General features: G+C 71.8%; 19 protein-coding genes. 10 read left to right on the top strand and 9 right to left on the bottom strand.

What is annotated here, in order from left to right; genetic code table 11:
• Positions 1 to 45 precede the first annotated feature (45 nt).
• Positions 46 to 1,872, bottom strand: a complete 1,827-nt coding sequence (locus HNR13_RS07140) for a DUF4012 domain-containing protein (protein WP_179605107.1) — start codon at positions 1,870 to 1,872, stop codon at positions 46 to 48.
• A gap of 194 nt (positions 1,873 to 2,066) precedes the next feature.
• Between HNR13_RS07140 and HNR13_RS07135 the strand changes: the two genes are divergently transcribed.
• Positions 2,067 to 4,538 (top strand): helix-turn-helix transcriptional regulator, encoded by a 2,472-nt coding sequence (locus HNR13_RS07135; RefSeq protein ID WP_179605106.1) that lies wholly within the window; start codon positions 2,067 to 2,069, stop codon positions 4,536 to 4,538.
• A gap of 12 nt (positions 4,539 to 4,550) precedes the next feature.
• Here the strand turns inward: HNR13_RS07135 and HNR13_RS07130 are convergent, their stop codons facing one another.
• The 4 genes from HNR13_RS07130 to HNR13_RS07115 all read right to left on the bottom strand — a co-directional run bounded on the left by HNR13_RS07130 (position 4,551) and on the right by HNR13_RS07115 (position 9,028).
• Positions 4,551 to 5,795, bottom strand: a complete 1,245-nt coding sequence (locus HNR13_RS07130) for a mannosyltransferase family protein (RefSeq protein WP_179605105.1) — start codon at positions 5,793 to 5,795, stop codon at positions 4,551 to 4,553.
• Between the two features lie 128 nt (positions 5,796 to 5,923).
• Positions 5,924 to 6,826 carry an ABC transporter permease subunit gene (locus HNR13_RS07125; RefSeq protein ID WP_179605104.1) on the bottom strand — a complete coding sequence of 301 codons (903 nt, stop codon included), beginning with the start codon at positions 6,824 to 6,826 and terminating at the stop codon, positions 5,924 to 5,926.
• Complete coding sequence (locus HNR13_RS07120) at positions 6,823 to 7,779, bottom strand: carbohydrate ABC transporter permease (protein WP_179605103.1); 957 nt, start codon at positions 7,777 to 7,779, stop codon at positions 6,823 to 6,825. Before HNR13_RS07120 ends, HNR13_RS07125 begins: the two co-directional genes overlap by 4 nt.
• Before the next feature lie 7 nt (positions 7,780 to 7,786).
• Complete coding sequence (locus tag HNR13_RS07115; protein ID WP_179605102.1) at positions 7,787 to 9,028, bottom strand: extracellular solute-binding protein; 1,242 nt, start codon at positions 9,026 to 9,028, stop codon at positions 7,787 to 7,789.
• A gap of 316 nt (positions 9,029 to 9,344) precedes the next feature.
• Between HNR13_RS07115 and HNR13_RS07110 the strand changes: the two genes are divergently transcribed.
• Genes HNR13_RS07110 through nagA (HNR13_RS07085) form a run of 6 tightly spaced genes read left to right on the top strand, consistent with a single transcriptional unit; the run spans position 9,345 to position 15,003 of the window.
• On the top strand, positions 9,345 to 10,247 hold the full coding sequence (locus HNR13_RS07110) for an SIS domain-containing protein (RefSeq protein WP_382312289.1): 903 nt from the start codon (positions 9,345 to 9,347) through the stop codon (positions 10,245 to 10,247).
• Positions 10,244 to 11,236: an ROK family protein gene (locus tag HNR13_RS07105; RefSeq protein ID WP_425484997.1), complete on the top strand. Its 993-nt coding sequence runs from the start codon at positions 10,244 to 10,246 to the stop codon at positions 11,234 to 11,236. The genes HNR13_RS07110 and HNR13_RS07105 overlap by 4 nt, the downstream gene beginning before the upstream one ends.
• Complete coding sequence (locus HNR13_RS07100) at positions 11,233 to 12,144, top strand: 1-phosphofructokinase family hexose kinase (RefSeq protein ID WP_179605101.1); 912 nt, start codon at positions 11,233 to 11,235, stop codon at positions 12,142 to 12,144. The genes HNR13_RS07105 and HNR13_RS07100 overlap by 4 nt, the downstream gene beginning before the upstream one ends.
• A 19-nt stretch (positions 12,145 to 12,163) precedes the next feature.
• Positions 12,164 to 13,036 (top strand): class II fructose-bisphosphate aldolase, encoded by an 873-nt coding sequence (locus tag HNR13_RS07095; RefSeq protein ID WP_179605100.1) that lies wholly within the window; start codon positions 12,164 to 12,166, stop codon positions 13,034 to 13,036.
• Entirely contained in the window at positions 13,033 to 13,818 is a 786-nt protein-coding gene (locus tag HNR13_RS07090) for a DeoR/GlpR family DNA-binding transcription regulator (protein ID WP_179605099.1), read from the top strand. The genes HNR13_RS07095 and HNR13_RS07090 overlap by 4 nt, the downstream gene beginning before the upstream one ends.
• Positions 13,819 to 13,842: 24 nt before the next feature.
• On the top strand, positions 13,843 to 15,003 hold the full coding sequence (gene nagA / locus HNR13_RS07085) for an N-acetylglucosamine-6-phosphate deacetylase (protein WP_179605098.1): 1,161 nt from the start codon (positions 13,843 to 13,845) through the stop codon (positions 15,001 to 15,003).
• Here nagA (HNR13_RS07085) and HNR13_RS07080 read toward each other — a convergent pair.
• The 4 genes from HNR13_RS07080 to HNR13_RS07065 are packed head-to-tail and all read right to left on the bottom strand — an operon-like array spanning position 15,000 to position 19,461.
• Positions 15,000 to 16,271, bottom strand: coding sequence for an MFS transporter (locus tag HNR13_RS07080; RefSeq protein ID WP_179605097.1), 1,272 nt, complete (start codon positions 16,269 to 16,271; stop codon positions 15,000 to 15,002). The two genes, nagA (HNR13_RS07085) and HNR13_RS07080, sit on opposite strands and share 4 nt — an antisense overlap.
• Positions 16,261 to 17,361 carry a JmjC domain-containing protein gene (locus HNR13_RS07075; RefSeq protein ID WP_179605096.1) on the bottom strand — a complete coding sequence of 367 codons (1,101 nt, stop codon included), beginning with the start codon at positions 17,359 to 17,361 and terminating at the stop codon, positions 16,261 to 16,263. Before HNR13_RS07075 ends, HNR13_RS07080 begins: the two co-directional genes overlap by 11 nt.
• The gene (locus tag HNR13_RS07070) at positions 17,351 to 18,601 is read right to left on the bottom strand and encodes a hypothetical protein (protein WP_179605095.1); all 1,251 of its coding nucleotides are present in this window, start codon (positions 18,599 to 18,601) and stop codon (positions 17,351 to 17,353) included. The genes HNR13_RS07075 and HNR13_RS07070 overlap by 11 nt, the downstream gene beginning before the upstream one ends.
• Before the next feature lie 11 nt (positions 18,602 to 18,612).
• Entirely contained in the window at positions 18,613 to 19,461 is an 849-nt protein-coding gene (locus tag HNR13_RS07065; protein WP_179605094.1) for a ThiF family adenylyltransferase, read from the bottom strand.
• A 416-nt stretch (positions 19,462 to 19,877) separates the two neighbouring features.
• Here HNR13_RS07065 and purU point away from each other — a divergent pair, with 416 nt between their 5' ends.
• Genes purU through nagA (HNR13_RS07050) form a run of 3 tightly spaced genes read left to right on the top strand, consistent with a single transcriptional unit; the run spans position 19,878 to position 22,320 of the window.
• Complete coding sequence (gene purU / locus HNR13_RS07060) at positions 19,878 to 20,756, top strand: formyltetrahydrofolate deformylase (RefSeq protein WP_179605093.1); 879 nt, start codon at positions 19,878 to 19,880, stop codon at positions 20,754 to 20,756.
• A 53-nt stretch (positions 20,757 to 20,809) separates the two neighbouring features.
• Positions 20,810 to 21,172: a DUF2568 domain-containing protein gene (locus tag HNR13_RS07055; RefSeq protein ID WP_179605092.1), complete on the top strand. Its 363-nt coding sequence runs from the start codon at positions 20,810 to 20,812 to the stop codon at positions 21,170 to 21,172.
• Complete coding sequence (gene nagA, locus HNR13_RS07050) at positions 21,169 to 22,320, top strand: N-acetylglucosamine-6-phosphate deacetylase (RefSeq protein ID WP_179605091.1); 1,152 nt, start codon at positions 21,169 to 21,171, stop codon at positions 22,318 to 22,320. The genes HNR13_RS07055 and nagA (HNR13_RS07050) overlap by 4 nt, the downstream gene beginning before the upstream one ends.
• Positions 22,321 to 22,390 lie beyond the last annotated feature (70 nt).

The raw sequence follows: 22,390 nt of genomic DNA, 5'->3' as shown, positions 1-22,390 counted from the left end.
GTTTGGGGTGGGCAGGTGTGGCTGGGGCCGACCGGAGCCGTCCGGTCAGTCACAGGTCCCGGGCTCGGCGTAGTGCTCGAACTCGGTGGCGGTGGGGGTCGCGATCACACGGTCGACGGTCGGCGACCGGGTCGGGAGCGCGACGAAGTCGGCGACGACGACCGACACGGCGCCCGGCGCCAGGTCGATCTCGGCGACGACCACGGGGCGGCCGTCGATCATCCGGGTGAGGATCGGGACCTCCGCGCCGTCGATGGTCACCCGGGTGGGTCGCAGGCTGTCGGTGGCGGCGAATTGGACCATCGTCCGGATGCCGCCGGTCGCCAGGCCCGGAACGCCGGGGCCGGTCACGACCCACGGGTAGGTCGCGATGTCGGCGGGAGCCGTCGACGCGAGCGTGGCCGTCGCCGTGACCGTCCTCCGGGTCGTGGCCGTGCCGGGCGTGGGGGTCGCCGCGGGCTCTGCCGCGTGGCAGGCGGCGGTGAAGGTGCCCTCGAGGTAGGTGTCCATCTTCCCGGCAGTGCCGTCGACGAGGAAGACTCCGACCGGAGCGCCGCGGTCGGTCAGCCGGCCCAGGGGTCCGCTGAGCGGTCCGCCGCCGAGCTGTCGTTGCAGCGCGCTGTCCGCGAACCAGACCGAGATGCGGCCCTGCTCCGCGGCGGTGCCGAGCGCCGTGAGCACACCGACCGTACTCGTCCCGCTTCCGAACAGCTTGTCGAACATGACCTGGGTGAGCTCGCCGAAGAAGACGTCCTGCTGATCACGGCTCGGGATCTGGAGGTAGACATCGCTCAACAGCACCCTCGTGGCGTTCTCGCTGTTCAGCTCGCGTCCGTCGACGGTGATCGGGCCGGTCGCGGCCAGGAGCAGGGCGATCGTCGCCGTGTCGATCGAGACGACCCCGTCGAGGTCGGTGCCGAGGGCAGCCCGGAAGTGGGCGGCCGTCAGCTCGCCGCTGCGGACGAAGTCGGGGGTCAGGTTGACGTTCTGGATGTAGCCGCCGAGGCGCTCGCCGAACAGGGCGCTCTCCTCCGGCGTCACGGCGAGCCCGGCGCCGTCGGGCGGGTTCAGCTGTTCGGGGACGAGCTGGCGGCCGAGCTCGAGGCGGCCGCCGTCCGCGGTCAGCTCGGAGATCGCGCCCGCGATGCCTCCGGTGGTCCGGAGCTCGGCGTTGTTGTTGAACAGCAGGGCGTAGCTCTTGGCGCCGTCCGCGCCGAGCGCAGCCGGCACGATGCGCGCGGCGACGGAGAGCGCCGAGACGGTGCCGTGGAGCGAGTCGACCAGCTCGGTCGCCTGGCGGACGCCGGCGGCCAGCTGCGGCACGAGCGGCCCCTCCGCCGCATCGCGCAGGGTCGCTCGGCTGCGGTCGAGCGCGGCCTCCGCGGTGTGCAAGCCGGCCGCCGTGCGGGAGACGGCGGCGGTGTCGACCGAGCGGCCGGAGAGGGAGACCGCGGACTCCAGGCGTGCGAAGTCGGAGACCACCGGCGCCAGCCCCGCCTCCACCGTCTCGGCGAGCGCTTCGACGGTGAGCCGGTAGGAGCGCAGATTGGCCCCGGCGATGGGGACGAACTCGGCGGAGCGCCAGACGACGTCGCCCGTGAGGTCGCGGGCCTCGGCCAGCCGGCCGCCCAGCTCCTGGAGCCGGTCGGCGCGGGAGCCCGCCGACGCCGGGTCGGCGGACACGGCCGCCATGGTGGAGGACGCCTCCGCACGCGCCGCCGAGACGTGGCCGTAGGAGATCGCCAGCCGCGCGCCCACCCACACGGCGGCGGCCACGGCGACGAACGCGAGGGCGCAGAGCGAGAGCAGCACGACGCGCGTGGCGCGTGCAGGCCCCGCCGCCCTTGCACGGCGGCGCGAACGACCGCTCATCAGCCCTCGACTCCCTCTCGACATCGGGACCCATGCTGTCGTCCGGGCGGCCACGGGATCCGGGCGATCGGCGGATTTACGTGCGCGAGCGCCGTGCTTCCGTGCGATCGGTGCGGCATTACGTGGAGCGTGTGACATCTTGCGTATTACCGTTGGCGAGGTAGCTGTTCCTTCGTTCCACCGGGAGTCCGCCGATGACCGATCTCCGTCCTGCTGCCGCGCCGCTCGCCGGCCGGGAGCACACGCTCGCGCTCGTCCGCGAGCTGCTGTTCTCCGGCGGGGCGGACGTCGACGTGGTGGGCGCACCGCTCAGCGGACGGTCGAGCGTCGCGGACGCGGTCGCGGCCTCCGCCGCCGACGCCCACCGCACCGTGCTGCGGATCGGCGGCGTCCGCGGGCTCCGCGCGACTCCGCTCGCCGCCCTGCACGCGGCGGGCTTCGGCGTGTCCGCGGCGCCGGAGCGTCGCGGCGCCTCTCCGCTGCAGCTGGCCATCGACGCGCTGACGGGCGCTGTGGGCGCCGGGCCCGCGACGATCGTGGCCGACGACGCCGATCTGCTGGACGACGCCTCGCTCGGCGCGATCGACGCGGTGCGCCGCGTCACCGCGGCGTCCGTCCTCCGTACGCGGTCGCGCCCCGACCCGGACGCGTCCGCCCCGTACGTGGTAGAGCTGGCGCCGCTCGACTACGAGGAGCTCCGGTCGGTCGTGACCGAACGCCTCGGCTCGCCGGTCGACGCGACCGCGATGAGCCGGGTGTTCGCGCTCACCGGCGGCAACGTCGGGCTCGCGCTCGCGCTGACCGACGTCGCCGTGCTCGAAGGACGGCTGGTGCTGCGGGCGGGCGCCTGGTGCGCGGCGAAGGCACTGTGGAGCCCCGCGCTCCGCGGGGTCGTGGCGGCGCGCCTGGACGACCTCACGCCCTCCGAGCGCGCCGCGCTCGCGACGATCGCCTCTGCCGGCGTCGGGGACGTCTCCTCCGCCCGCGGGCTCGTGGAGCCCGCGGCGATCGACGGGCTGCGAGCGGCGGGCGTGCTCCGCGTGCTCCCGCACGGGGATCGCCGCATCATCGTGCTCGACCCGCCGCTGCTCGCCGAGAGCTTCCGCGAGGAGGCCGGCCGCCGCCACGAGGAGGCCGTGGCGTCCACGCGTGTCCCCGACCCGGTGTTCGCGCAGCTCGTGCACGCTGCCGCCGAAGCACGCCACGAGGCGGCCGGCGCCCGCTGGAAGCACGAGCGGTCCGGCGGCACCTCGCTCGCCCTCGCGCAGGCGCTCCTGGCCCGGCTCGGGACCGACCCGGGAGCGGCGGACGAGCTCGACGACCTCCTGGCCGCGTCCGCCGGACTCCGCGACGACCCCGTCGCGGCGGCCGAGCTCGCCGTGCTGCACGCCCGCCGGTCGCTGGCCGCCGGCGACGGGCACGCGGAGGTCGTCGCCGCTCTCCGCGACCGCGTGACGGAGCTCGGGCCGCACGCGCGGATCGCGGACGCCGCCGCCGTGCTGCTCGCGGTCGAGCTCGGGGCCGCTCCGGTCGGCGGCGACGGACCGCGGGACGACCCGGACCTCCCCCACCCGGTCCGGGCGAGACTGCTCGAGGCGTGCCAGGCGCAGGCGCTGCGCAGCGGCCGGTTCGTCGACGCCGCCGGCCACTTCCACGAGCTCCGCCGTCTCCCCGGGGCGCCTGTGCCCGCGTCGGCCGAGGCCGCCCACGCCTACGCCTTGCTCGGGGCGGGACGGCACGCGGAGGCCGTCGCCTGGGCGACCCGGGGCGCCGCCGCCGCGCACGACCGGTTGGACGCCGGCGCGCTGCGCGCCCACAGCGTCGCCCTGGGCCTCTGCCACCTCCTGGCCGACGACGACGCCGCCGCGGCCGAAGCCCTGGCCACCGCGTCGACGCTCGGCTCCCCCGCGATCCCCGGCGCCGCGGTCCAGGTCGGGCTCGGCGTGCTGGGAGCGGTGGCCGCCGTGCGTCGCGGCGACACCGCGCGCGCCGAGCGCATCCGCGACGAGCTCGCCGCCGCGCGTGCCGCCCGGCCGGATGCCGCCGCGGCCTCCGCCGCGGAGCCGACTCCGGCGGCGCGGTGGGGCGTCCGCTGGATCGACGCGCAGCTGACCGCCGGCCGGGGGCGCCCCGACGAGGCGGCGGGAATGCTCCGCGAGCTCGCCACCGACCTCACCGCGTCCGGCGAGCTCGCGCTGGCCGCGCTCGCCCTCCTCACCGCGCTCGAACAAGCGCCGGACGCGGAAGGGGTGGACGAGGCGCACCGGCTGCTGGCGCGGCAGCAGTCGGAGCTGCACGACGCGCACCTCGCCTTCCTGCTGGCGCGGGCGGCGCCCGACCGCGCGCAGCTGCCCGCGGTCGCAGCCCGGCTCGCCGCGAGCGGACGCACACGCCACGCCGCCGCCCTCGTCGCCTCCGGACGCCCGGGCACGACAGAAAGCCCGGCCACGACGGAGGGCGGCTTCTTCTCGACGCCGATCGCCCTCACCGAGCGGGAGCGGGAGATCGTCCGCCTCGTCGCCGGCGGCCTCAGCAACCCGCAGATCGCCGCGCGGCTGGTGCTCAGCGTCCGGACGGTGGAGAGCCACGTCAGCCGGGTGATGCGCAAGACCTCCGCGGGCAGCCGGGGGGAGCTGGCGGCCGTCGCCGGCCGGCTCGCGTCCTGAGCCGGCGGCGGCTCAGGGGTAGCCGATGAACCACAGCAGGATCAGCGCGACGGGCTGCAGCGCGATCCCCGCGGCGAGCACGATCGTGCGTGCGCGCCGGTTGTGCGTCAGCCCGGGGGCGCCCGCCAGCGGGGCGAGCGGCATCAGCAGCCGGAAAAGGCTCTGCTGCGGCAGGAAGACCGCGAACAGGTAGAGCGCGTAGCTGGCCGCGTACGCGACCACTTCGGTCCCCAGCGCCCGGATGCCGGGCCGGTTCAGCAGCCAGACGTACCCGCCGATCGCGGCGACCACCAGCAGCGCGCCCGCGACGCTCGCGTACCGCCAGGTGAACAGGAACCAGGGCGTCAGCGGAACGAACGCGACGCGTCCGATGAACCCGGTCCACCAGGACAGCTCGGTCTCGACGTAGGCTCCCGGCGTCCCGGTGACGCTCGCCGCGATCAGCGGCCAGGCGAGCCCGGCGACCGCCGTCACCGCCCCGGCCACGATCATCGCGACCCGGTCCCGGACGGCGAAGGGCTCGCGTCCGCGCCGCGCCCGGAGCGCGCGCACCACGTAGAGGATCCCGAGGGTGAGCGGGAGGGCCAGCTCGCCCGGCCGGGTGAACGCGGCGGCGACGCCGAGCGGGATGACGGCCCAGTACCTCCGCGCCATGATCGCGACGAGCGCGGCGAAGAGCAGGAGGAAGAACAGGCTCTCGGCGTAGGCGATCTGGAGGACGAACGAGAGCGGGCCGAAGCAGAAGAACACCGCCGCCCAGAGCCCGCTCACCGACCCCAGCCGGGACGCGACGAGGCGGAAGAGCACGAGACTCGCCGCGGCGCCGCAGAGCACGGCGACCAGCACACCCGCCGCGGGGAAGCCCAGCCCGGTCGCCGTCATGAGCACGCGGACGATGAGCGGGTAGAGCGGGAGGAACGCCCACTCGTTCTGCCGCACATCGCCGTCCGCGTCCACGGGCAGCGTGGCGGGGTAGCCGTGCTCCACGATGCGCCGGTAGTAGGACGCGTCCCAGGTGCCGGCGAAGCCGAGGAAGGTGGGGTGCGCCTGGGGGCTCCCGCCCTCCCAGTGCAGGGCGCCGGCGATCAGGTAGAGCGCCAGCATGAAGAGGGTCGTGACGACGCGGGAGGCCGCGTAGACCGCGAGGACGCCCGCCCACCACGGGACGTCCCTGCCCAGGAGCCGCACACGGGCGGCCTCGGTCGCGGGCCCGGCGGGATCCGCCGGGTGCAGAGAACTCGTCGTGCCGGCCGTCATCGCATCGATGCTACCCCCGGCCGATGCAGTGGTGCATCGGCGTCATCGGCGCCTCCCGGGCGGTCGATCGGGGCGCCCGCGTCGCGCCACACGCGCGGGCGCCCCAGCCGGGGGACGGCGGCGGCGCGCTACTTGACGCTGCCCGCCGTCAGGCCTCCGACGAGCCGCTTCTCGATGAGCGCGAAGAGGATCACCACGGGGATGACCGCGACGATCGAGACCGCGAACACGTACTGCCAGGCGGCGTCGTACTGGCCGACGAACTTGGTGAGCGCGACCGAGAGCGGCTGGTTGGCGTCGGTGGAGAGGATGACCAGGCTCGCCGCGAACTCGTTCCAGGATGCGACGAAGGTGTAGATGATCGCCGTCACGATCCCCGGCCAGACCAGCGGGAGCTGGACGCGCAGCAGCACCGTCCACTTCCCCGCCCCGTCGAGCTGCGCCGCCTCGTCGACCTCCTTGGGCACGCCGGCGAAGAACGTGTGCATGATCCAGATCGCGAACGCGAGGTTGAACGCGGCGTTGACCAGGATCATCGCCAGCCAGGTGTCGTTGATCCCGAGCGCGACCATCTCCTTGAACAGACCGGTGGCCAGCACCGTCGGCTGCAGCATCTGGGTGACGATCACGAGGAAGAGGAACACCCCACGGCCCGGGAACCGGAACCGTGCTGTGTAGTAGGCGGCAGGAACGCAGACCAGGAGCACCAGCAGCGTCGCGAACACCGAGATCACGATGGTCGAGATCAGGTTGAGCGGCAGCGGGGTCTCCGGAGTCGACCACATCGTGAGGTAGTTCTCCGGGTGCCACTGCGTGGGCAGGTAGGTCGGCGGCACTGCGAGGATGTTGTCCCGGCTCTTGAACGAGCCGACCAGCATGATCAGGTACGGCGCGATGAACACGAGCGCGATGACGACGCCGGCGATCACCTTGCCGGCGGCGCGCCAGGAGAAGCCCGAGCGCGGGCGGCGGCGCGGCGCGGAGGCGCGCGTGGGCGCTCCGGCGAGCGCGACGGGGGCTGGCGCGGTCACGAGACCTCCTTCATCGGCTTCACGATCCACAGGTAGAGCGCGACGACCACGAGCACGATCAGGAAGTTGATCACGCTGAGCGCGCTGGACAGGTCGATGCGCTGCTCGTTCTGCAGCAGCTTGAACACGTAGGTGGTCGTCGTGTCGGCCTTGTAGCCGGGGATCGATCCGGTCATCAGCTTGAGGATCGGCAGCGAGTTGAACACGTTGATGATGTTGATGAGGCTGGCCAGCGCGATCGCCGGACGGAGGTTCGGCAGCGTCACGCCGAAGTAGGAGCGCACCGCGCCCGCGCCGTCGACCTTCGCCGCCTCGAGCATGTCGCCCGGGATGCCGGCGAGTCCGGCCAGGATCGTGTAGGTCGTGAACGGCAGCGACACGAACACCGCGATCCCGATGGACGAGAGGAACGCCGGCAGCGGCTCCTTGGTGAAGCCGAACGGCTGCGCGAGCACGTGGATGTCCACCAGGAACTTGTTGATGATGCCGTAGAACGGGTCGAGCCCGTAGACGAACACCGTGGTGGTCATCACGACGCTCGCCGCCCAGGGGACGATGATGGCCATCCGCACCCAGCGCCGGCCGGGGAAGTTCTTGTCCAGGAACTGCGCGAGCGCCAGCGAGATCACCACGGTGATGACAACCACCGAGACGACCCAGATGAAGGTGTTGAGGAGGATGCCCGGGGTCTCCGGGCGGGAGAGGACCGTGATGTAGTTCTGCAGGCCGACCGATCCGTGGTCGACGCCGGCGACCGAGATCCTCCGGGTCGAGTTGAAGATCATGTAGCCGGCGGGGAACAGCACGATGCCGAAGATGAGGATGAGCGCCGGCAGCGTCCAGGGCACGGCGTTCCACAGCGAGGTGGTGTTGCCGTGCCCGGCGCGCGGCGCCCCGCGACGGGGACGGCCGGTCGCCGCCCCCGTCGTGGTCGTTTCGATCGTCGAGCTCATGTCGCTGTTACTGGCCCGAAGCCTTCGCCTGGATGGACTTCAGCAGGTCGGACGGGTTGGCGCCCTGACCCAGCTGACCGATCTGGCTCTGGATGGCGCCCTGGGCGGCCGACCAGTTCGGGTTCGTCGACGGGTAGAACTTGGCGTTCGGCAGCAGGTCGAGGAACGGCTTGATGGTCGCGTCGGAGCCCATCTGGTCGGCGCCGGACTTGGTGGTGGGCAGGAAGCCCTCCTGACCGACCCACTTGGTGTAGACGGCCGGCGTGTAGAAGTAGTCGAGGAACTTCTTGATCGCGTCCTTCTTGTCGGTCTTGTTCTTGAACGCCATCAGGTGGTCCGCCACGCCCAGCGTGAAGGGCGAGCCGTCCTTGGTCGGGATCGGCGCGATGCCGTACTTGAGCGACGGGTTCTTGTCCTTGATCTGGCCGACGATCGGCGGGAGGCCGATCTGCATGCCGAGCTGGCCCTGGATGAAGACGTTCATCAGCGGGGTGCGGTTGGTCGAACCGGGGTTCGCCTCCGTGAGGCCCTGCGTGATGATCTTCTGCATCTCTGTCGCGCCGGTCACGTTCTCGGCGCTGTCGATGGTCAGCTTCTTCGCGTCGCCGTAGCCGCCGCCCGCGCCGTAGAACCAGATCGCGGTCTCCGCCTGGGCCTCCTCGGAGCCGAGCGGCATGCCGTACGGCGTGACCCCGGCGGCCTTGAGCTTGACGGCGTCGGCCTCGAAGTCCGCCCAGGTCTTGGGCGGGTCGGTGATCCCGGCCTTGGCGAAGTCGTCCTTGTTGTAGAACAGGGCGCGGGCCGAGGCGATGAACGGGAGCCCCCACTGGGTGCCGTCGATGCTCGCGTTCGTGTTGAACGCCGGCTGGAAGTCGTCGAGCGTCTTGGCGGACACGATGTCCTTCGCCGGGTAGAGCAGGTTGTCTGCCGCGAAGCCGGCGAACGCGTCGATGTTCAGGATGTCCGGCTGCTTGCCCGCCTGGATGCGCGTCTTGATGACGTTGTTGATGTCGGTCCACGACTCGACGTCGAGGTTGACGGTGGTGCCCTTGTTGGCGGCCTCGAAGTCCTTGATGATGCCCTGCCACTCGGCCTTGGTGTTGTCCGAATAGCTGGCGACCATCAGGTTCAGCTGGGTGCTTCCGCCCGCCGAGCCGCCCGACCCGTTGCTGAAGCCGCACGATGCGAGCGTCAGGGTGGCGACCGTCGCCGTGGCGACAGCGGCCCCCCATCGCAGAGACTTCTTCATCGACTTTCCTCACTCTCGATAAGGATCCCGGACCGTCGCTGAAGGTGCTGCAGGTGCGCGACGGTGCGTATCTGGATGATGCTTCGTGATCTATTCTGCGCGAAACCAATCACATGCACTCAATTGATGCTCGAATAATTGCGCATAGCCAGGGGTCGCGTCAAGGAACTCCGGGCAGATCGTTACCTGGGTTTTACACAGAGCGGCCGGACGGGGGCCGATTCGGGCGATAACGATTGAAAATGATTACTGGACACGCATAACGCTCATAAGCGATCATTGTGCTGACCGAACCGCGATCGAACAGGAGCGAGCAGTGACGCACACCCCACCGGGAGCCCACATGGAGGCCGAGCTGCGATCGCAGCCGGAGACCTGGGCGCGCGCCGCCGCGCTGCGCGCCGAGCAGTCTCTGCTGCCGGCCTCCGGCCAGCGGATCGCCGTGGTCGGCTGCGGCACGTCCTGGTTCATGGCGCAGTCCTACGCGGTGCTGCGGGAGTCCGCCGGTCACGGCGAGACCGACGCCTACGCGGCCTCCGAGGCCGTCGTGGACCGCGACTACGACGCGATCGTCGCGATCAGCCGCTCCGGCACGACGACCGAGGTCATCGAGCTGCTCGACGGCCTGCCGACGGGACGGCGGCCCCGCACGATCGCGGTGGTCGGCGCTCCGGGCACCCCGCTGCTGGACCTGGCGGACGACGCGGTGCTGCTGCCGTTCGCCGACGAGACCTCCGTCGTGCAGACCCGGTTCGCAACGACCGCGCTGGCGCTGATGCGGGCCTCCCTCGGCCACGACCTCGGCGCCGCCATCGACCAGGCGGCGGAGGCGGTCGACGCCGAGCTCGACGACGCCCTGGTCTCCGCCGACCAGTACAGCTTCCTCGGCTCCGGCTGGACCGTCGGGCTGGCGCACGAGGCCGCCCTCAAGATGCGCGAGGCGTCGCAGTCCTGGACCGAGTCCTACCCCGCCAAGGAGTACCGGCACGGCCCGATCGCGATCGCCGCGCCGGGCCGCGTCACCTGGATGCTGGGAGACGCGCCCGACGGCCTCTCCCGCGACGTCGCCGCGACCGGCGCCCGCTACGAGGACGCGCCGATCGACGGCCTCGCCGACCTGGTGCGCGCCCAGCGCGTCGCACTGGAGCGCGCCAGGCGGGCCGGCCTCGACCCGGATCGTCCCCGCAACCTGACCCGATCTGTCATCCTGACCTCGTGAACGCCCACGCCCCCGCCGATCACGGTGTCGCAGCCGACGGGCTCGGCGCCGGCGACGCGGTGCTCGCCTTCGACGTCGGCGGCACCGACCTGAAGGCCGCGCTCGTGGACGCCGACGGCCGGATCGTCGAATTGACCCGGCGGCCGACGCCGCTGGCCGGCGACCGCACCGGCGAGGCCGTCGTCGCTGCGACGGCCGACATCGCCGCCGAGTTCCGCCGCGCGCATCCCGGCGTCGTCCCCGCCGCCGCGGGCCTCGTCGTCCCCGGTCACGTGGACGAGGAGACCGGGGTCGGCGTCTTCTCGGAGAACCTCGGCTGGCGCGACTTCCCGTTCCGCGACCGTGCGACGGCGGCGTTCGGGATCCCGGTGGCCTTCAGCCACGACGTGCGCGCGGCAGGAGAAGCGGAGTACCGGCTGGGCGCCGCCGCCGGCTTCCGCGATGTCGTCGTGATGGCGATCGGCACCGGCATCGCCGGCGCGATCTTCATCGACGGCACCCTGTTCACCGGCGGCGGTATGGCCGGGGAGATGGGCCACTCCCGGGTCGCGGACGGCCCGGACTGCGCCTGCGGCGGCCGCGGCTGCCTCGAAGCCGTGGCGTCGGCTGCCGCGATCGCCCGGCGCTACACCGCTCTCAGCGGCGTGCCGGTGGCCGGGGCGAAGGAGGTCCTCGCCCGCGCCCGCACCGGCGACCCGGCCGCGCAGCGGATCTGGGACTCCGCGCTGGACGCGCTCGCCCTCGACCTCTCCCACACCGTCGCCCTGCTCGCCCCTGAGGCGGTCGTGATCGGCGGCGGCCTCGCACAGGCCGGCGACGAGCTGTTCGTGCCGCTGGCCCAGCGGCTGGACGGCATCCTCACCTTCCAGCGCCGCCCGGCGCTCATCGCGGCACGCATCGGCGAGGACGCCGGCGTGATCGGCGCGGCGCTGCGGGCGCGGGAGGTCGCGGCGGCGCAGGCGGCGGAGCCGGCGAGGGCCGTCCGATGATCCTCACCGTCACCCCGAACCCGGCGGTCGACCTCACGTACCGGGTCGCGGCGCTGGAGCCCGGCGAGACGCACCGCGTCGCCGCCCCCGCCGTGCGCGCCGGAGGCAAGGGCCTCAACGTCGCCCGGGTGGTCGCGCAGACCGGCGGCGCGGCGTTCGTCCTGACGACGGCCGGAGGGCCGTCCGGGCTCCGGCTCGCCGACGACCTGGAGGCGAGCGGGCTGCCGTCCGAGCTGATCCCGGTGGCCGCGCCGACGCGCAGCAGCGTCGCGATCGTCGACGAGACCGCCGGTACCGCGACCATCCTCAACGAGACAGGCGCCGGCCTCTCCCCCGCCGAGTGGACCGCGCTGCGGGAGGCCGCCGAGCGCCTCGCTGTGCCGGCGACCGCGGTGGTCGGCTCGGGCAGCCTCCCGCCCGGCGCGCCGGAGACGTTCTACGCCGAGCTCGTCGCGCTCGCGCGGCGACGCGGCATCCCTTCCGTGATCGACGCGAGCGGGCTGCCGCTGCTGGCCGCCGCGGAGGCGGGCGCCGATGCGCTCAAACCGAACCGCCGCGAGCTGGCCGAGACGGTCGGCTCCGACGACCCGGTCGCGGGCGCCCGGATCCTGCTGACGGCCGGAGCCGGCCTCGTGCTCGTCTCCCTGGGCGCTGACGGGATGCTCGCCGTGACCGGCGACGGCGTCTGGTCCGCTCGGCTCCCCGCGCCGCTCGCCGGGAACGCGACCGGAGCCGGTGACGCGGCCGTCGCCGCCATCGCGACCGCCCTCGCGGCGGGCGTCGCCGATCCCGCCGCGCTCGTGCGCAGGGCGACCGCCTGGTCCGCCGCCGCCGTCGTCGCCCCGCTCGCGGGCGAGCTCGACCCCGCCTACGAGGGTTACGAGGCGCGCCTCGTGACGACCTCCTGACCCGCCACACGGAGACAGCATGCCCCTCGTCCCCACTCTCGACCTCCTGCACTCGGCGGTGGCCGCGCGCACGGGCCTCGCCGCGTTCAACGTCATCCATCTGGAGACGGCGGAGGCGCTCGTGGCCGCCGCGGAGGAGACGCGGCGGCCGGTCGTCCTGCAGATCTCGCAGAACTGCGTGGACTACCACGGCGGCCTCGACCCGATCGCGCGGGGCACGCTCGCCCTCGCCGCCGACTCCTCCGCTCACGTCGCCGTGCACCTCGACCACGCGGAGGACGCGGCGCTGATCCGGCAGGCGATCGACCTCGGCTTCGGGTCCGTCATGTTCGACGGGTCGACGCTCCCCTACGACGCCAACGTCGCGGAGACCGTGCGCGCCGTCGAGTACGCGCACGCCAACGACGTCTCGGTGGAGGCCGAGCTCGGCGAGATCGGCGGCAAGGACGGCGCGCACGCCCCCGGGGCCCGCACCGACCCGGCCGAGGCCCGGCGGTTCACGACGGAGACCGGCGTCGACGCCCTGGCCGTGGCGGTCGGGAGCTCGCACGCGATGACCGAGCGCACCGCCCTCCTCGACCTGGAGCTCATCGCCGCACTCCGACACGCCGTAGCGGTTCCACTGGTGCTGCACGGCTCCAGCGGGGTCGCGGATGAGACGATCGAGGCGGCGATCCGCTCCGGCATCACCAAGGTCAACGTCTCCACCCACCTCAACCGGTTCTTCACCGAGGCGATCCGCTCGTTCCTGCGCGCGAATCCCGACGTGGTCGACTCCCGGCGGTACGTGCGGGAGGGGCGCGCGGCCGTGGCTGCGGAGGCGGCGCGCCTGATGACCCTGTTCGACGTCACCGCCGGCGCGGCGAGCGGAACGGAGACTGCACAGCGATGAACAGAGCGGAACGGCTCAACGCCGTCCTCGACCTCCTGGCCGAGTCGGGCCAGGTCGATGTCGAGGACATCGTGGCGAAGCTCGACGTGTCGGCGGCGACGGCGCGGCGCGACCTGGACGCCCTGGCCTCCCAGCAGCTGCTGACGCGCACCAGGGGCGGGGCGGTCGGCCAGTCGGTCGCCTACGACCTCCCGATCCGCTACAAGCGGGAGCAGCACGCGCCGGAGAAGCTGCGGATCGCCCAGGCGGCGAGCGCGCTCGTCCCGCGCGGCGCTGTCGTCGGGCTGTGCGGCGGGACGACGAGCACGGCCGTCGCGACCGTGCTGGGCTCTCGTCCCGACCTCATGGAGCCGTCGCCGCACCCGAACCTGACGGTGGTGACGAACGCCATCAACATCGCCGCCCAGCTGGTGATGCGGCCGCAGATCAAGACCGTCGTGACCGGAGGCGTCGTCCACGCGCGCTCGTACGAGCTGGTCGGCCCCTACAGCGACGTCGTGCTGGAGAAGATCACCATGGACATCGCGTTCATCGGCGTGAACGGCATCGACCCGGTCGTCGGCGCGACCGTGCACGACGAGGGCGAGGCGAGCGTCAACTCGCTGATGGCCCGCCGCGCCACCCGCGCCGTCGTCGTCGCGGACTCCAGCAAGATCGGCCGCAAGGCGTTCGCGACGCTGGGCGGCCCGAAGGTGCTGACCACCCTCATCACGGACGACGGCATCACGCCGGAGCAGCGCGCGGCGTTCGTCGAGCACGGCTTCGAGGTCATCGTCGCGTGATCGGTTTCCCGTAGGTTGGTGGGGATGTCCGCGCACGTTATCCACTCCGCCCGCCTCGTCAGCGAGGGCCGTATCGTCCGTGACGGCTGGGTGCTGTTCGCCGGCGACCGCATCGCCGCGACCGGCGCGGGAGGCGACTGGGCCGCGGCGGTCGCCGGCGACCCGGAGACGGTCGTCACCGACGCCGGCGGCGCCTGGCTCACGCCCGGGTTCATCGATCTGCACGGCCACGGCGGCGGCGGGGCGGCGTTCGACGACGGCGACGACGCGATCGCCGCGGCCATGGCGCTGCACCAGCGCCACGGCACGACGCGCTTCGTGGTGTCGCTGGTGACCGCGCCCGTCCCTGACGTCGCCGAGCGCGTGCGCGGGATCGCGGCGCTGGCGGCCCGGGATCCGCGCGTCCTGGGCTCCCACCTGGAGGGCCCGTTCCTCGACGTCGGCCACAAGGGCGCGCACGACCCGGCCCTCCTCCGCCCCGCGACGCCCGCGGACATCGAACTGCTGCTGGACGCCGCGGGCGGCACCCTGCGCCAGATCACGCTCGCGCCGGAGCTCCCGGGCGGCCTGGACGCGGTGCGCGCGTTCGCCTCCGCCGGAGTGGCCGTCGCCGTCGGCCACACCGCCGCCGACTACGACCAGACCCTCGCCGCGTTCGATGCGGGCGCCACGATCCTGACGCATGCCTTCAACGGCATGGACGGCATCCACCACCGCGCCCCTGGCCCGGTGGCGGCCGCGACGCGCACCGCGGGCGTGACGGTGGAGGTCATCAACGACGGCATCCATGTCCACCCCGAGGTGGTCCGGATCGCCTTCGCGTCCGCGCCGGGCCGGGTCGCGCTGATCACCGACGCGATGGCGGCGGCAGGCGAGGCCGACGGCGACTACCTGCTCGGCGCCCTCCGCGTGGAGGTCCGCGACGGCGTCGCCCGCCTGGCCGACGGCGGCTCGATCGCCGGCTCCACCCTCACCCAGGACGACGCCCTGCGCCGCGCGGTCCAGCAGGTGGGCGTGACCGTCGAGGAGGCGGTCCGCGCCCTCACCGAGACGCCGGCCGCCGCCATCGGCCGCGCCGGCGACCTCGGCCGGCTCGCGCCGGGGTACGCGGCGGACGCGGTGCTGCTGGACGACGACTTCCGGGTGCTGCGGGTGTGGGCGGCGGGGGCGCCGGTTCCGCGTTAAGGTGTCGAGGCGATCGCGGGGAGGTTCGGCAAACCGCGGACGCGACGGGATGCAAGGATCCACACGGACGACGTCGCGACGCCGACCGCCGCGACGATGAGCACTGCCCCCGTCGGCAGGAAGAGCGTCAAGACTGCCGCCACCGCCGCGCCGATCGGGTCGATCCCCCAGGTCACGAGCCGGCTCGCGGCGGAGATCCGGCCGAGGACATCGTTGGGGACCAGGAGCTGCTTCAACGTCTCGGTGCCGGTGAGGTTGACCATGACACAGGCGGCCCAGAAGCCGAGCGACGCTCCGAGCGCGGCGACGTTCCACAGCCCGGCGTCGGAGCTCAGCAGGAGCATTCCAATGCCGGAGAGCGCTGGCAACGCGAATGTCGCGGCCAGCAACGCGACAGGCCGGAACCGATCCCAGAGGACGGGGGCGACGCTCATCGACAGCAGCCCGATGACGCCGCCGAGCCCGATCTCGGATGGGGACATCGCACCGCTCCGGAGCGCGTGCGTCACGTAGATCGCCTGGATCGCGGTCGTGAACAGGTTGAAGTGCGCAATCGACAGGGTGATCGGCCAGAGTGTTCGGTCCCGCACGAGGAGGACCAACCCGCTCGCGAGCTCTTGAGAGAACGAACGAACGCTCAACCGCGCAGGGCGCCCCTGTCGCGGCTCGGCGAGCCCACCGACACCGAACGCGGAGACCACGTAGGTCAGGGCGTCCGCTGCGAACAGCGCGACCGGCGAGAGAAGTTGAAGCAACAGTCCGGCGGCCGCGCCCGCGCCGATGTCCCCGGCGGACCGGATGCCGGAGATCCAGGTGTTCGCCGCGGAGAGGTTGTCCCGGTGCGTGATCGTGGGGACCAGGGCGGAGAGCGCGCTGTCGTAGAGCGCGGTGAACCCGGCGACGAGGAAGGCGACCACGACCAGTGCAGGAAGCGACAGACCTCCGCCCAGCGTCAGGACCACGAGAAGCCCGAGGCAGAGCGCGCGAAGGGCGGACATCAGCGACATCAACCGGGTCCTGCGAGCCCGATCCGTGAACGGCGCGAAGAACACGAGCATCGCGGTCGTACCGATCCCCGCGGCCGTGCTGATGAGCGCGACTTCGGAGGCCGACGCGTCGAGCATCTCCAGTGCGACGATCGGTATCGCGAACAGCGTGAGCTGGCTCCCGAACAGGGACAGCGCCTCGCTCCACCACAGAACGGTGAAGTCGCGTCGCCACAGCCTGGGCGGATCCGGCTGCTCCAGGAACGGGGACTCACGCGTCACGGAGGGTGACCACCCGTCGTCCGATCAGCTGGAAGAGCAGCTCGGTGACTTCCGCGGCGGTCTCCTTGGCCAGTGGGAACGCCCGGCCGTCGCGCAGGGTTCGAAGGATGGCAGCAGTCTCACCGCTGGCCTTGATCGAGAACTCACCGAAGTCGAAGGAGCCCCCGTCGCCCGCTTCCGTGATCTCGACCCCACTGACGAGTCGCACGCTGCCCGCGCCGTGAAAGAGACCGTCCCAGTCGTCGAACGGCGACGGTCGATCGTCCGCCTGCTCGGATCGGCTCTCGCGAGTCACTGCCGTTTTCAGCGGTTCGACGTAACGGACCAGTCCTTGCGGCGAGAAGTCCCAGCTCTGCAGCATGCGCAGGTCCGGCGTCTCCGATGCGAGTCGGTCCACGGCTGCGTGGAGGGCCGTGTGCAGACGCGCACGCTCCACCGAGAACGTCAGGTGGATGGAGAGGCCGCCGGTTGCCGTGGCGACGTGAGGTGTGCCGGCCGGCATGAAGAACATATCCCCTGGCCGAAGAACCCGAGGCGTCACTCGTTCCAGACCGTCGTTCATCGCGAAACCGGCCGCCGTTGCGATGTCCTGTCGTTGCGCCGGATCGATCAGCCATCTCTTCGAACCGAACGTCTGGAGTACGAAGACGTCCTCTTCATCCGTGTGCGGGCTGAGGCCCTGGCGTGCGGGAGGCGTGACGCACGCAGTCGCCGACGCGGTCAATCCGAGTTCCTCGGTCAATCGCTCACAGATCGCGAGCACAGCCGTCGACAGGTATTCGACCGAATCGACCGTGATCGTCGCACCCCGTGTCAACCACTGCGCGATGCTGTGAGCGTCGATGCCGTCCTGCACCGTCTGCGTGCCGATCCGGCGGTCCTCGATGAAGAAGGCGGGTTGCACCGCTTTGCCGGAGAGGGCCACCCGAACCTGAGGGTGCCGCACCAACGGGTTCGACAGCATCCGCCCCAATGCGGCGGGGTTCAGGAGATCGTTCGCATCATGTGCCGGGACGGACCCTGTCGCGAATTGCTCGCTCACACGACCCGATGCCAGGGCCGCCAGGGCGGCGCCGATTTCAACCGTCATTCGATTCCTTCTGTCTCCGGAGTTGCGTGAAGTCGAACCATCCGCTCCGCGGAAGGGGAAGCGGATGAGGCGTACGAAATCGTGGCAGCATGCGCCCGACGACCCTCCTCCGCAGTAGTCGATCCAGCGCGGGCTCGACCTTCTCGGCCATGGTTCGCCGGTCCGCCCGAGAGCCCGCACCCCACACCTGCAGACACTGCTCTCTGAGGTGTGCTCCCGACGTCGCCAGGCCGCCGGCGATAACGGCCGACTCGATCAGCAGGCCGGGGTCACCGGTCGTCGCTGCGGAGTGGATCTGCAAGCTGAAGCCGGAGTCAGGAACGCGGCCTCCTAGGAGCTCGTTGTAGGTGACCGCTACGGGGCGGAGCGATCCTGCAGTGGCAGCGGCGAGGTCGCGCGCCAGCTCCGCGTTCGGCGGGAATGGCGTGTAGTAGAGCGGCCAGTTCACGTTCCCTTTTCCGCCTAAGGCTGGGGCGGGATCTGATCGTGTGTCGGAGTACCGGGATGCTGTAGCGAGCACACCGTAGTCGGTACTCCGCGAGAGCCGGCAGGCGTGGAGTATCCGCCGCGCCTCACGGTCGGGCGTGGAGCGACCCGCGACTACGACCGCGAACATGTCGAGCGGAGCGGACTCCAGGAATGGACCGCGGTCGGTGGGCTCCCAGAAGCTCGCCGGCACCCCGATCCCCCAGCCCACGTCGAGTGCGCCGCGAGCGAAGTCCGCTCGCCCACGGGCACGGCTGACGGTGGTCACCAACTCGACATCCGGGGCGCGCTCAGGCGAAATCGATCTCAGAAGGGTGCGGCGAGTGTCGATGGGCTCACGCGCATAGGCTCCCGAGAACGCATCGGCACGCTTCGGTGAGAGCGCAGGGGCCGCAAGAGCGGCCTCGAGGTCAGCCACGGCGAATCGGGTCGTCATCGCCAGGGTGGACGTGTCGATCACTTCGCACCGGCCGATGAGGGCGGCGAGCCAACGCTGCTGCGGGGATCGCGTTCCCTGCGCCATGCGCTGCACGACCTCGTCAGCGCGAATCCTGTCGCCGGAATCCCACCTGCCGTCCGGCGCGACCCGGAATATCCACCGACGGTCCCCCTCACGATCGACGGTCGAAAGCAGGTCGGACGCTATTCGTCCACCCGATTCGGAGAAGAGCGGTCGAGAGGTCTGGCGGTCGACCAACATCCCGGTGAATTCGCGCGGTGAGAGATAGACCGATGGCGGAGTGTCGATCTCCAATCGCACGGCGTTCACAGCTGGACCGCCGCAAAGCGGGAAAGCGCGAGGGGGCCAGCCGACGGCCACCGCGCGACTGTCGCCTGCCCATATTCGACGAAGTCATGGAGGCCCGCGAGGTGGTGCAGTATCTGGTCGGCCGCGAGCACCGCGGGGAGCGAGTTGACAGGACCATGGGAGGCGAGAAGCGCCGCCGAGTCGCCTTCGTCCGTCCGGAGCAGCTCGCGCGGGTGGGGGGAGCCCTGTCTGATGTCGAACACGGGGCTCACGAACGACCGCCGCAGTCCCGCCGTGGCCATGATCGAAGGTACGCAGTGGAGCCACGCGGCATCGAGCACTTCGACCGCGGCTTCCATGGTCGGCTTGTCGATGGCGGAGATGACGAAGTCGGCTCCGTCGATAAGAAGCTCCCGTTGCTCCGTTGAATCGATGTCCCACGGCGCGGCGATCGCCTCCACCTGACACGACGGATCGCGCTGCAGGATGTAATCCCGCGCCGCATCCACCTTCCGCCGCCCGATCTCTGACGCTGAGTAGATGAACTGCCTATTGAGGTTGGTGGAGTCGACGACGTCGGCATCCAGAAGCCGAAATCGCTCGACTCCGGCGCCGAGCAGGTGCTGAAGCACCACCGAACCGATCCCTCCGACACCCACTATGGCGACCGTCGCGCACGAGACCCGTGCTATGGCGGCAGCGGGATCATCGGTGAGCGCGCGCCAGTACTCCACCTGGCGCTCGAGCTCAGCGCGTACCTCCGGCGCGCGGGGCCGGACCGCGCCGCGTTCGGCGAGTTGAACGCGCAATGGCTCGAGCGATGGATCCTGATCGGGGATCCATCCTCGGGCCAGCAGCTCACGCACGCGTTCTGCCGACCCTTCCGGAAGCGAGACGGACAGAGCCATCTCTTCCGACCGCAGGACGAGGACCGTGGCGGCGCTGCGTATCGTCCAGCCGGGTGCGAGTGTGAATTCCAATGGTGCCTTTCAGGAGAGGGGTGCGGACGCTCCCGCGCGCACCCCTCTCGGCCGCGCTCAGCTGCGGTGAACGATCAGAGTGTCGAGGTCGATCGACGACTCCTCGATCTCGAAGGATGTGGTCTCCATGGCGCACCTCCTTTCTCAAATGACGGGCCGATGCCCAACTCGACGATACCCGCGATGTCAGATTCCTGCACCGATATCTCTTGCTATGCATGCATTAGCCGGTCCGAACGCTCTCCCGATGACCGTGCGCTACGGAGTGCTGGCCCGCCTCCCCCGCCCGCTACCCTGGACGGATGGACTCCCCCGCCTCCGCCGACCCCGCGACCTCCAACCACTGGGTGCTGACGTTCAGCTGCGCCGACCGTCCCGGCATCGTCCACGCCGTGTCCGGCGCCATCGTCGCCGCGCGGGGGAACATCACGGAGAGCCAGCAGTTCGCGAGCACCGACACCGGGCGGTTCTTCATGCGGCTGCAGGTGGAGTCGGCGGCCGACCGCGACGAGTTCGAGCGGGCGCTCGCGCCGGTGGTGGAGCGGTTCGGGATGACGCACCGGGTCGACAACGTGGGGCGGCCGCTGCGGACGCTCGTGCTGGTCTCGACCGCCGCGCACTGCCTCAACGACCTGCTGTTCCGGCAGCGGGCCGGACAGCTGCCGGTGGAGATCCCGCTCGTGCTGTCCAACCACGGCACGCTCGCCGACCTCGCCGGGTTCTACGGCGTCCCGTTCGAGTCGCAGGCCGTGACCGATCCGGCGTCGAAGGCCGCGTTCGAGGCGCGCGTCCTCGCCGCGGTGGAGGAGCACGACATCGAGCTGGTCGTGCTCGCCCGCTACATGCAGATCCTCTCCCCCGAGCTCTGCGAGCGGCTCGCCGGCCGGGCCATCAACATCCACCACTCGTTCCTTCCCGGTTTCAAGGGCGCCAACCCGTACCGGCAGGCGCACGCGCGCGGCGTCAAGCTGATCGGCGCCACCGCCCACTTCGTCACCAGCGACCTGGACGAGGGCCCGATCATCGAGCAGAACGTCGTGCGAGTGGACCACACGCGCAGCGTGCAGGAGCTGGTCGCGATCGGGCAGGACGAGGAGAGCCGCACGCTCACGCAGGCGGTGAAGTGGTTCGCCGAGGACCGCGTGCTGCTCGACGGCGCGCGCACGATCATCTTCCGCTGAGCCGGCGCCGCCTCGTCCCAGCCACGGGGGAACGGGATCGGTAGACTGGACGGGTGACCACCCCGCACGACCAGCAGACCCCGATCACGGTCGGACCCAACGACATCCTCCGCTTCGTGCTGGAGCTGTTCGCCATCGTCTCGCTGGGCATCTGGGGGTTCATCGCCTGGCCGCTGCCCTGGAACATCGTCGTCGGCATCGGCGCCCCCGTGCTGGCGATCCTGCTGTGGGCGCTGTTCCGCTCCCCAAAGGCCGTGCTGCACGTGGACGCGTTCGTCAAGGCGATCGTGGAGATCGTCGTGATGGGCTGCGCCGCGTTCGCCTGGTGGAGCCTGGGGCAGCCGATCGTCGGGCTCGTGTTCGCGGTCGTCGCGACGGTGAGCGGCGTCATCAACGGGCGGCGCGAGTTCGCATGACCGGAGTCGTCGTCCATGACGCCCGCAAAGTGGATGCGAGCGGACAGGTCGACGAGTTCTGGCTGGTCGCCGAGGACGGCACGATCGCCGCGACCGGCTCCGGCACCGGCTGGCACGAGGCCGCGCGGGTGCCCGGCCGCGAGGTGATCGACGCCGGCGGCCACTGGCTGACGCCCGGCTTCATCGACCTGCACTGCCACGGCGGCGGCGGCCACCCGTACGACGACGGCCCCGAGGAGATGCTGGCGGCGCTCGCCACGCACCGCGCCCACGGGACCACCCGCGCGCTGGTGTCGCACGTTGCGAACCCGCTGGCGTCGCTGCGCGAGAGCCTGGGCGTGGTCGCCGACCTGACCCGCGTGGACCCGATGGTGCTCGGCTCGCACCTGGAAGGGCCGTTCTTGGCCCGCGAGCGCCGCGGCGCCCACGACGACGCCTTCCTCCGCGACCCGGGTCCGGAGATGGTGGAGGAGCTGATCGGGGCCGCGCGCGGCACCCTGCGCACGGCGACGATCGCACCCGAGCTGCCGAACGCGCTGGAGGCCATCGGCGTGCTCATCGAGGCGGACGTGGTGGTCGGCATCGGCCACACCGCGGCGGACTACGAGCAGGCGCAGCGCGCGTTCGAGGTCGGCGCGCGGCTGCTGGTGCACGCGTTCAACGCGATGAACGGCATCCACCACCGCGCGCCCGGCCCGGTCATGGCGGCGATCGAGAACCCGGAGGTCACGCTCGAGCTGATCCTGGACGGCCTGCACGTGCACCCGTCGGTCGCGGGCCTGCTGTTCCGCGAGGCGCCGGGACGGGTCGCCCTGGTGACGGACGCGATGGCCGCCGCGGGCGCCACGGACGGCGACTACCGGCTGGGCGGCCTCAACGTGAGCGTGCGCGACGGGATGGCCGTGCTCTCCGGCACTACCACGATCGCGGGCTCCACGCTCACGCAGGACGCCGCCCTGCGCAACGCGATCACGCGCGTGGGACTCGACCCGGTGACCGCGGTCACCGCGCTGACGGCGACCCCGGCGAAGGCCCTCGGCGAAGGCCACCGGCTCGGCCGCCTCCGCACCGGCTTCGCGGCCGACGCCGTCCTGCTCGACCACGACTGGCGCGTCCAGCGCGTGCTGGCCGACGGCCGCCTGGTCTAGCCCGGCCGCACCCAGCCCGGCCCCTCCCGCCCCACCGCAGCCAACGGAGGACATCCCACCTCCCCGGCCG

The sequence above is a fragment of the Leifsonia shinshuensis genome, assembly GCF_013410375.1.
Lineage (GTDB): Bacteria > Actinomycetota > Actinomycetes > Actinomycetales > Microbacteriaceae > Leifsonia > Leifsonia shinshuensis.
Note: the sequence above shows the minus strand (reverse complement) of the source record. Positions and strands in the feature narration are given on the sequence as shown.

Bases quoted from the DNA above. Each gene is read 5' to 3' on its own strand.
- nagA (WP_179605098.1), top strand. From the start codon at position 13,843: ATGTCCGCGCACGTTATCCACTCCGCCCGCCTCGTCAGCGAGGGCCGT.
- HNR13_RS07115 (WP_179605102.1), bottom strand. From the start codon at position 9,028: ATGAAGAAGTCTCTGCGATGGGGGGCCGCTGTCGCCACGGCGACGGTC.
- HNR13_RS07140 (WP_179605107.1), bottom strand. From the start codon at position 1,872: ATGAGCGGTCGTTCGCGCCGCCGTGCAAGGGCGGCGGGGCCTGCACGC.
- HNR13_RS07090 (WP_179605099.1), top strand. From the start codon at position 13,033: ATGAACAGAGCGGAACGGCTCAACGCCGTCCTCGACCTCCTGGCCGAG.
- HNR13_RS07100 (WP_179605101.1), top strand. From the start codon at position 11,233: ATGATCCTCACCGTCACCCCGAACCCGGCGGTCGACCTCACGTACCGG.
- HNR13_RS07095 (WP_179605100.1), top strand. From the start codon at position 12,164: ATGCCCCTCGTCCCCACTCTCGACCTCCTGCACTCGGCGGTGGCCGCG.
- HNR13_RS07135 (WP_179605106.1), top strand. From the start codon at position 2,067: ATGACCGATCTCCGTCCTGCTGCCGCGCCGCTCGCCGGCCGGGAGCAC.
- HNR13_RS07075 (WP_179605096.1), bottom strand. From the start codon at position 17,361: ATGACGGTTGAAATCGGCGCCGCCCTGGCGGCCCTGGCATCGGGTCGT.
- HNR13_RS07120 (WP_179605103.1), bottom strand. From the start codon at position 7,779: ATGAGCTCGACGATCGAAACGACCACGACGGGGGCGGCGACCGGCCGT.
- purU (WP_179605093.1), top strand. From the start codon at position 19,878: ATGGACTCCCCCGCCTCCGCCGACCCCGCGACCTCCAACCACTGGGTG.
- HNR13_RS07130 (WP_179605105.1), bottom strand. From the start codon at position 5,795: ATGACGGCCGGCACGACGAGTTCTCTGCACCCGGCGGATCCCGCCGGG.
- nagA (WP_179605091.1), top strand. From the start codon at position 21,169: ATGACCGGAGTCGTCGTCCATGACGCCCGCAAAGTGGATGCGAGCGGA.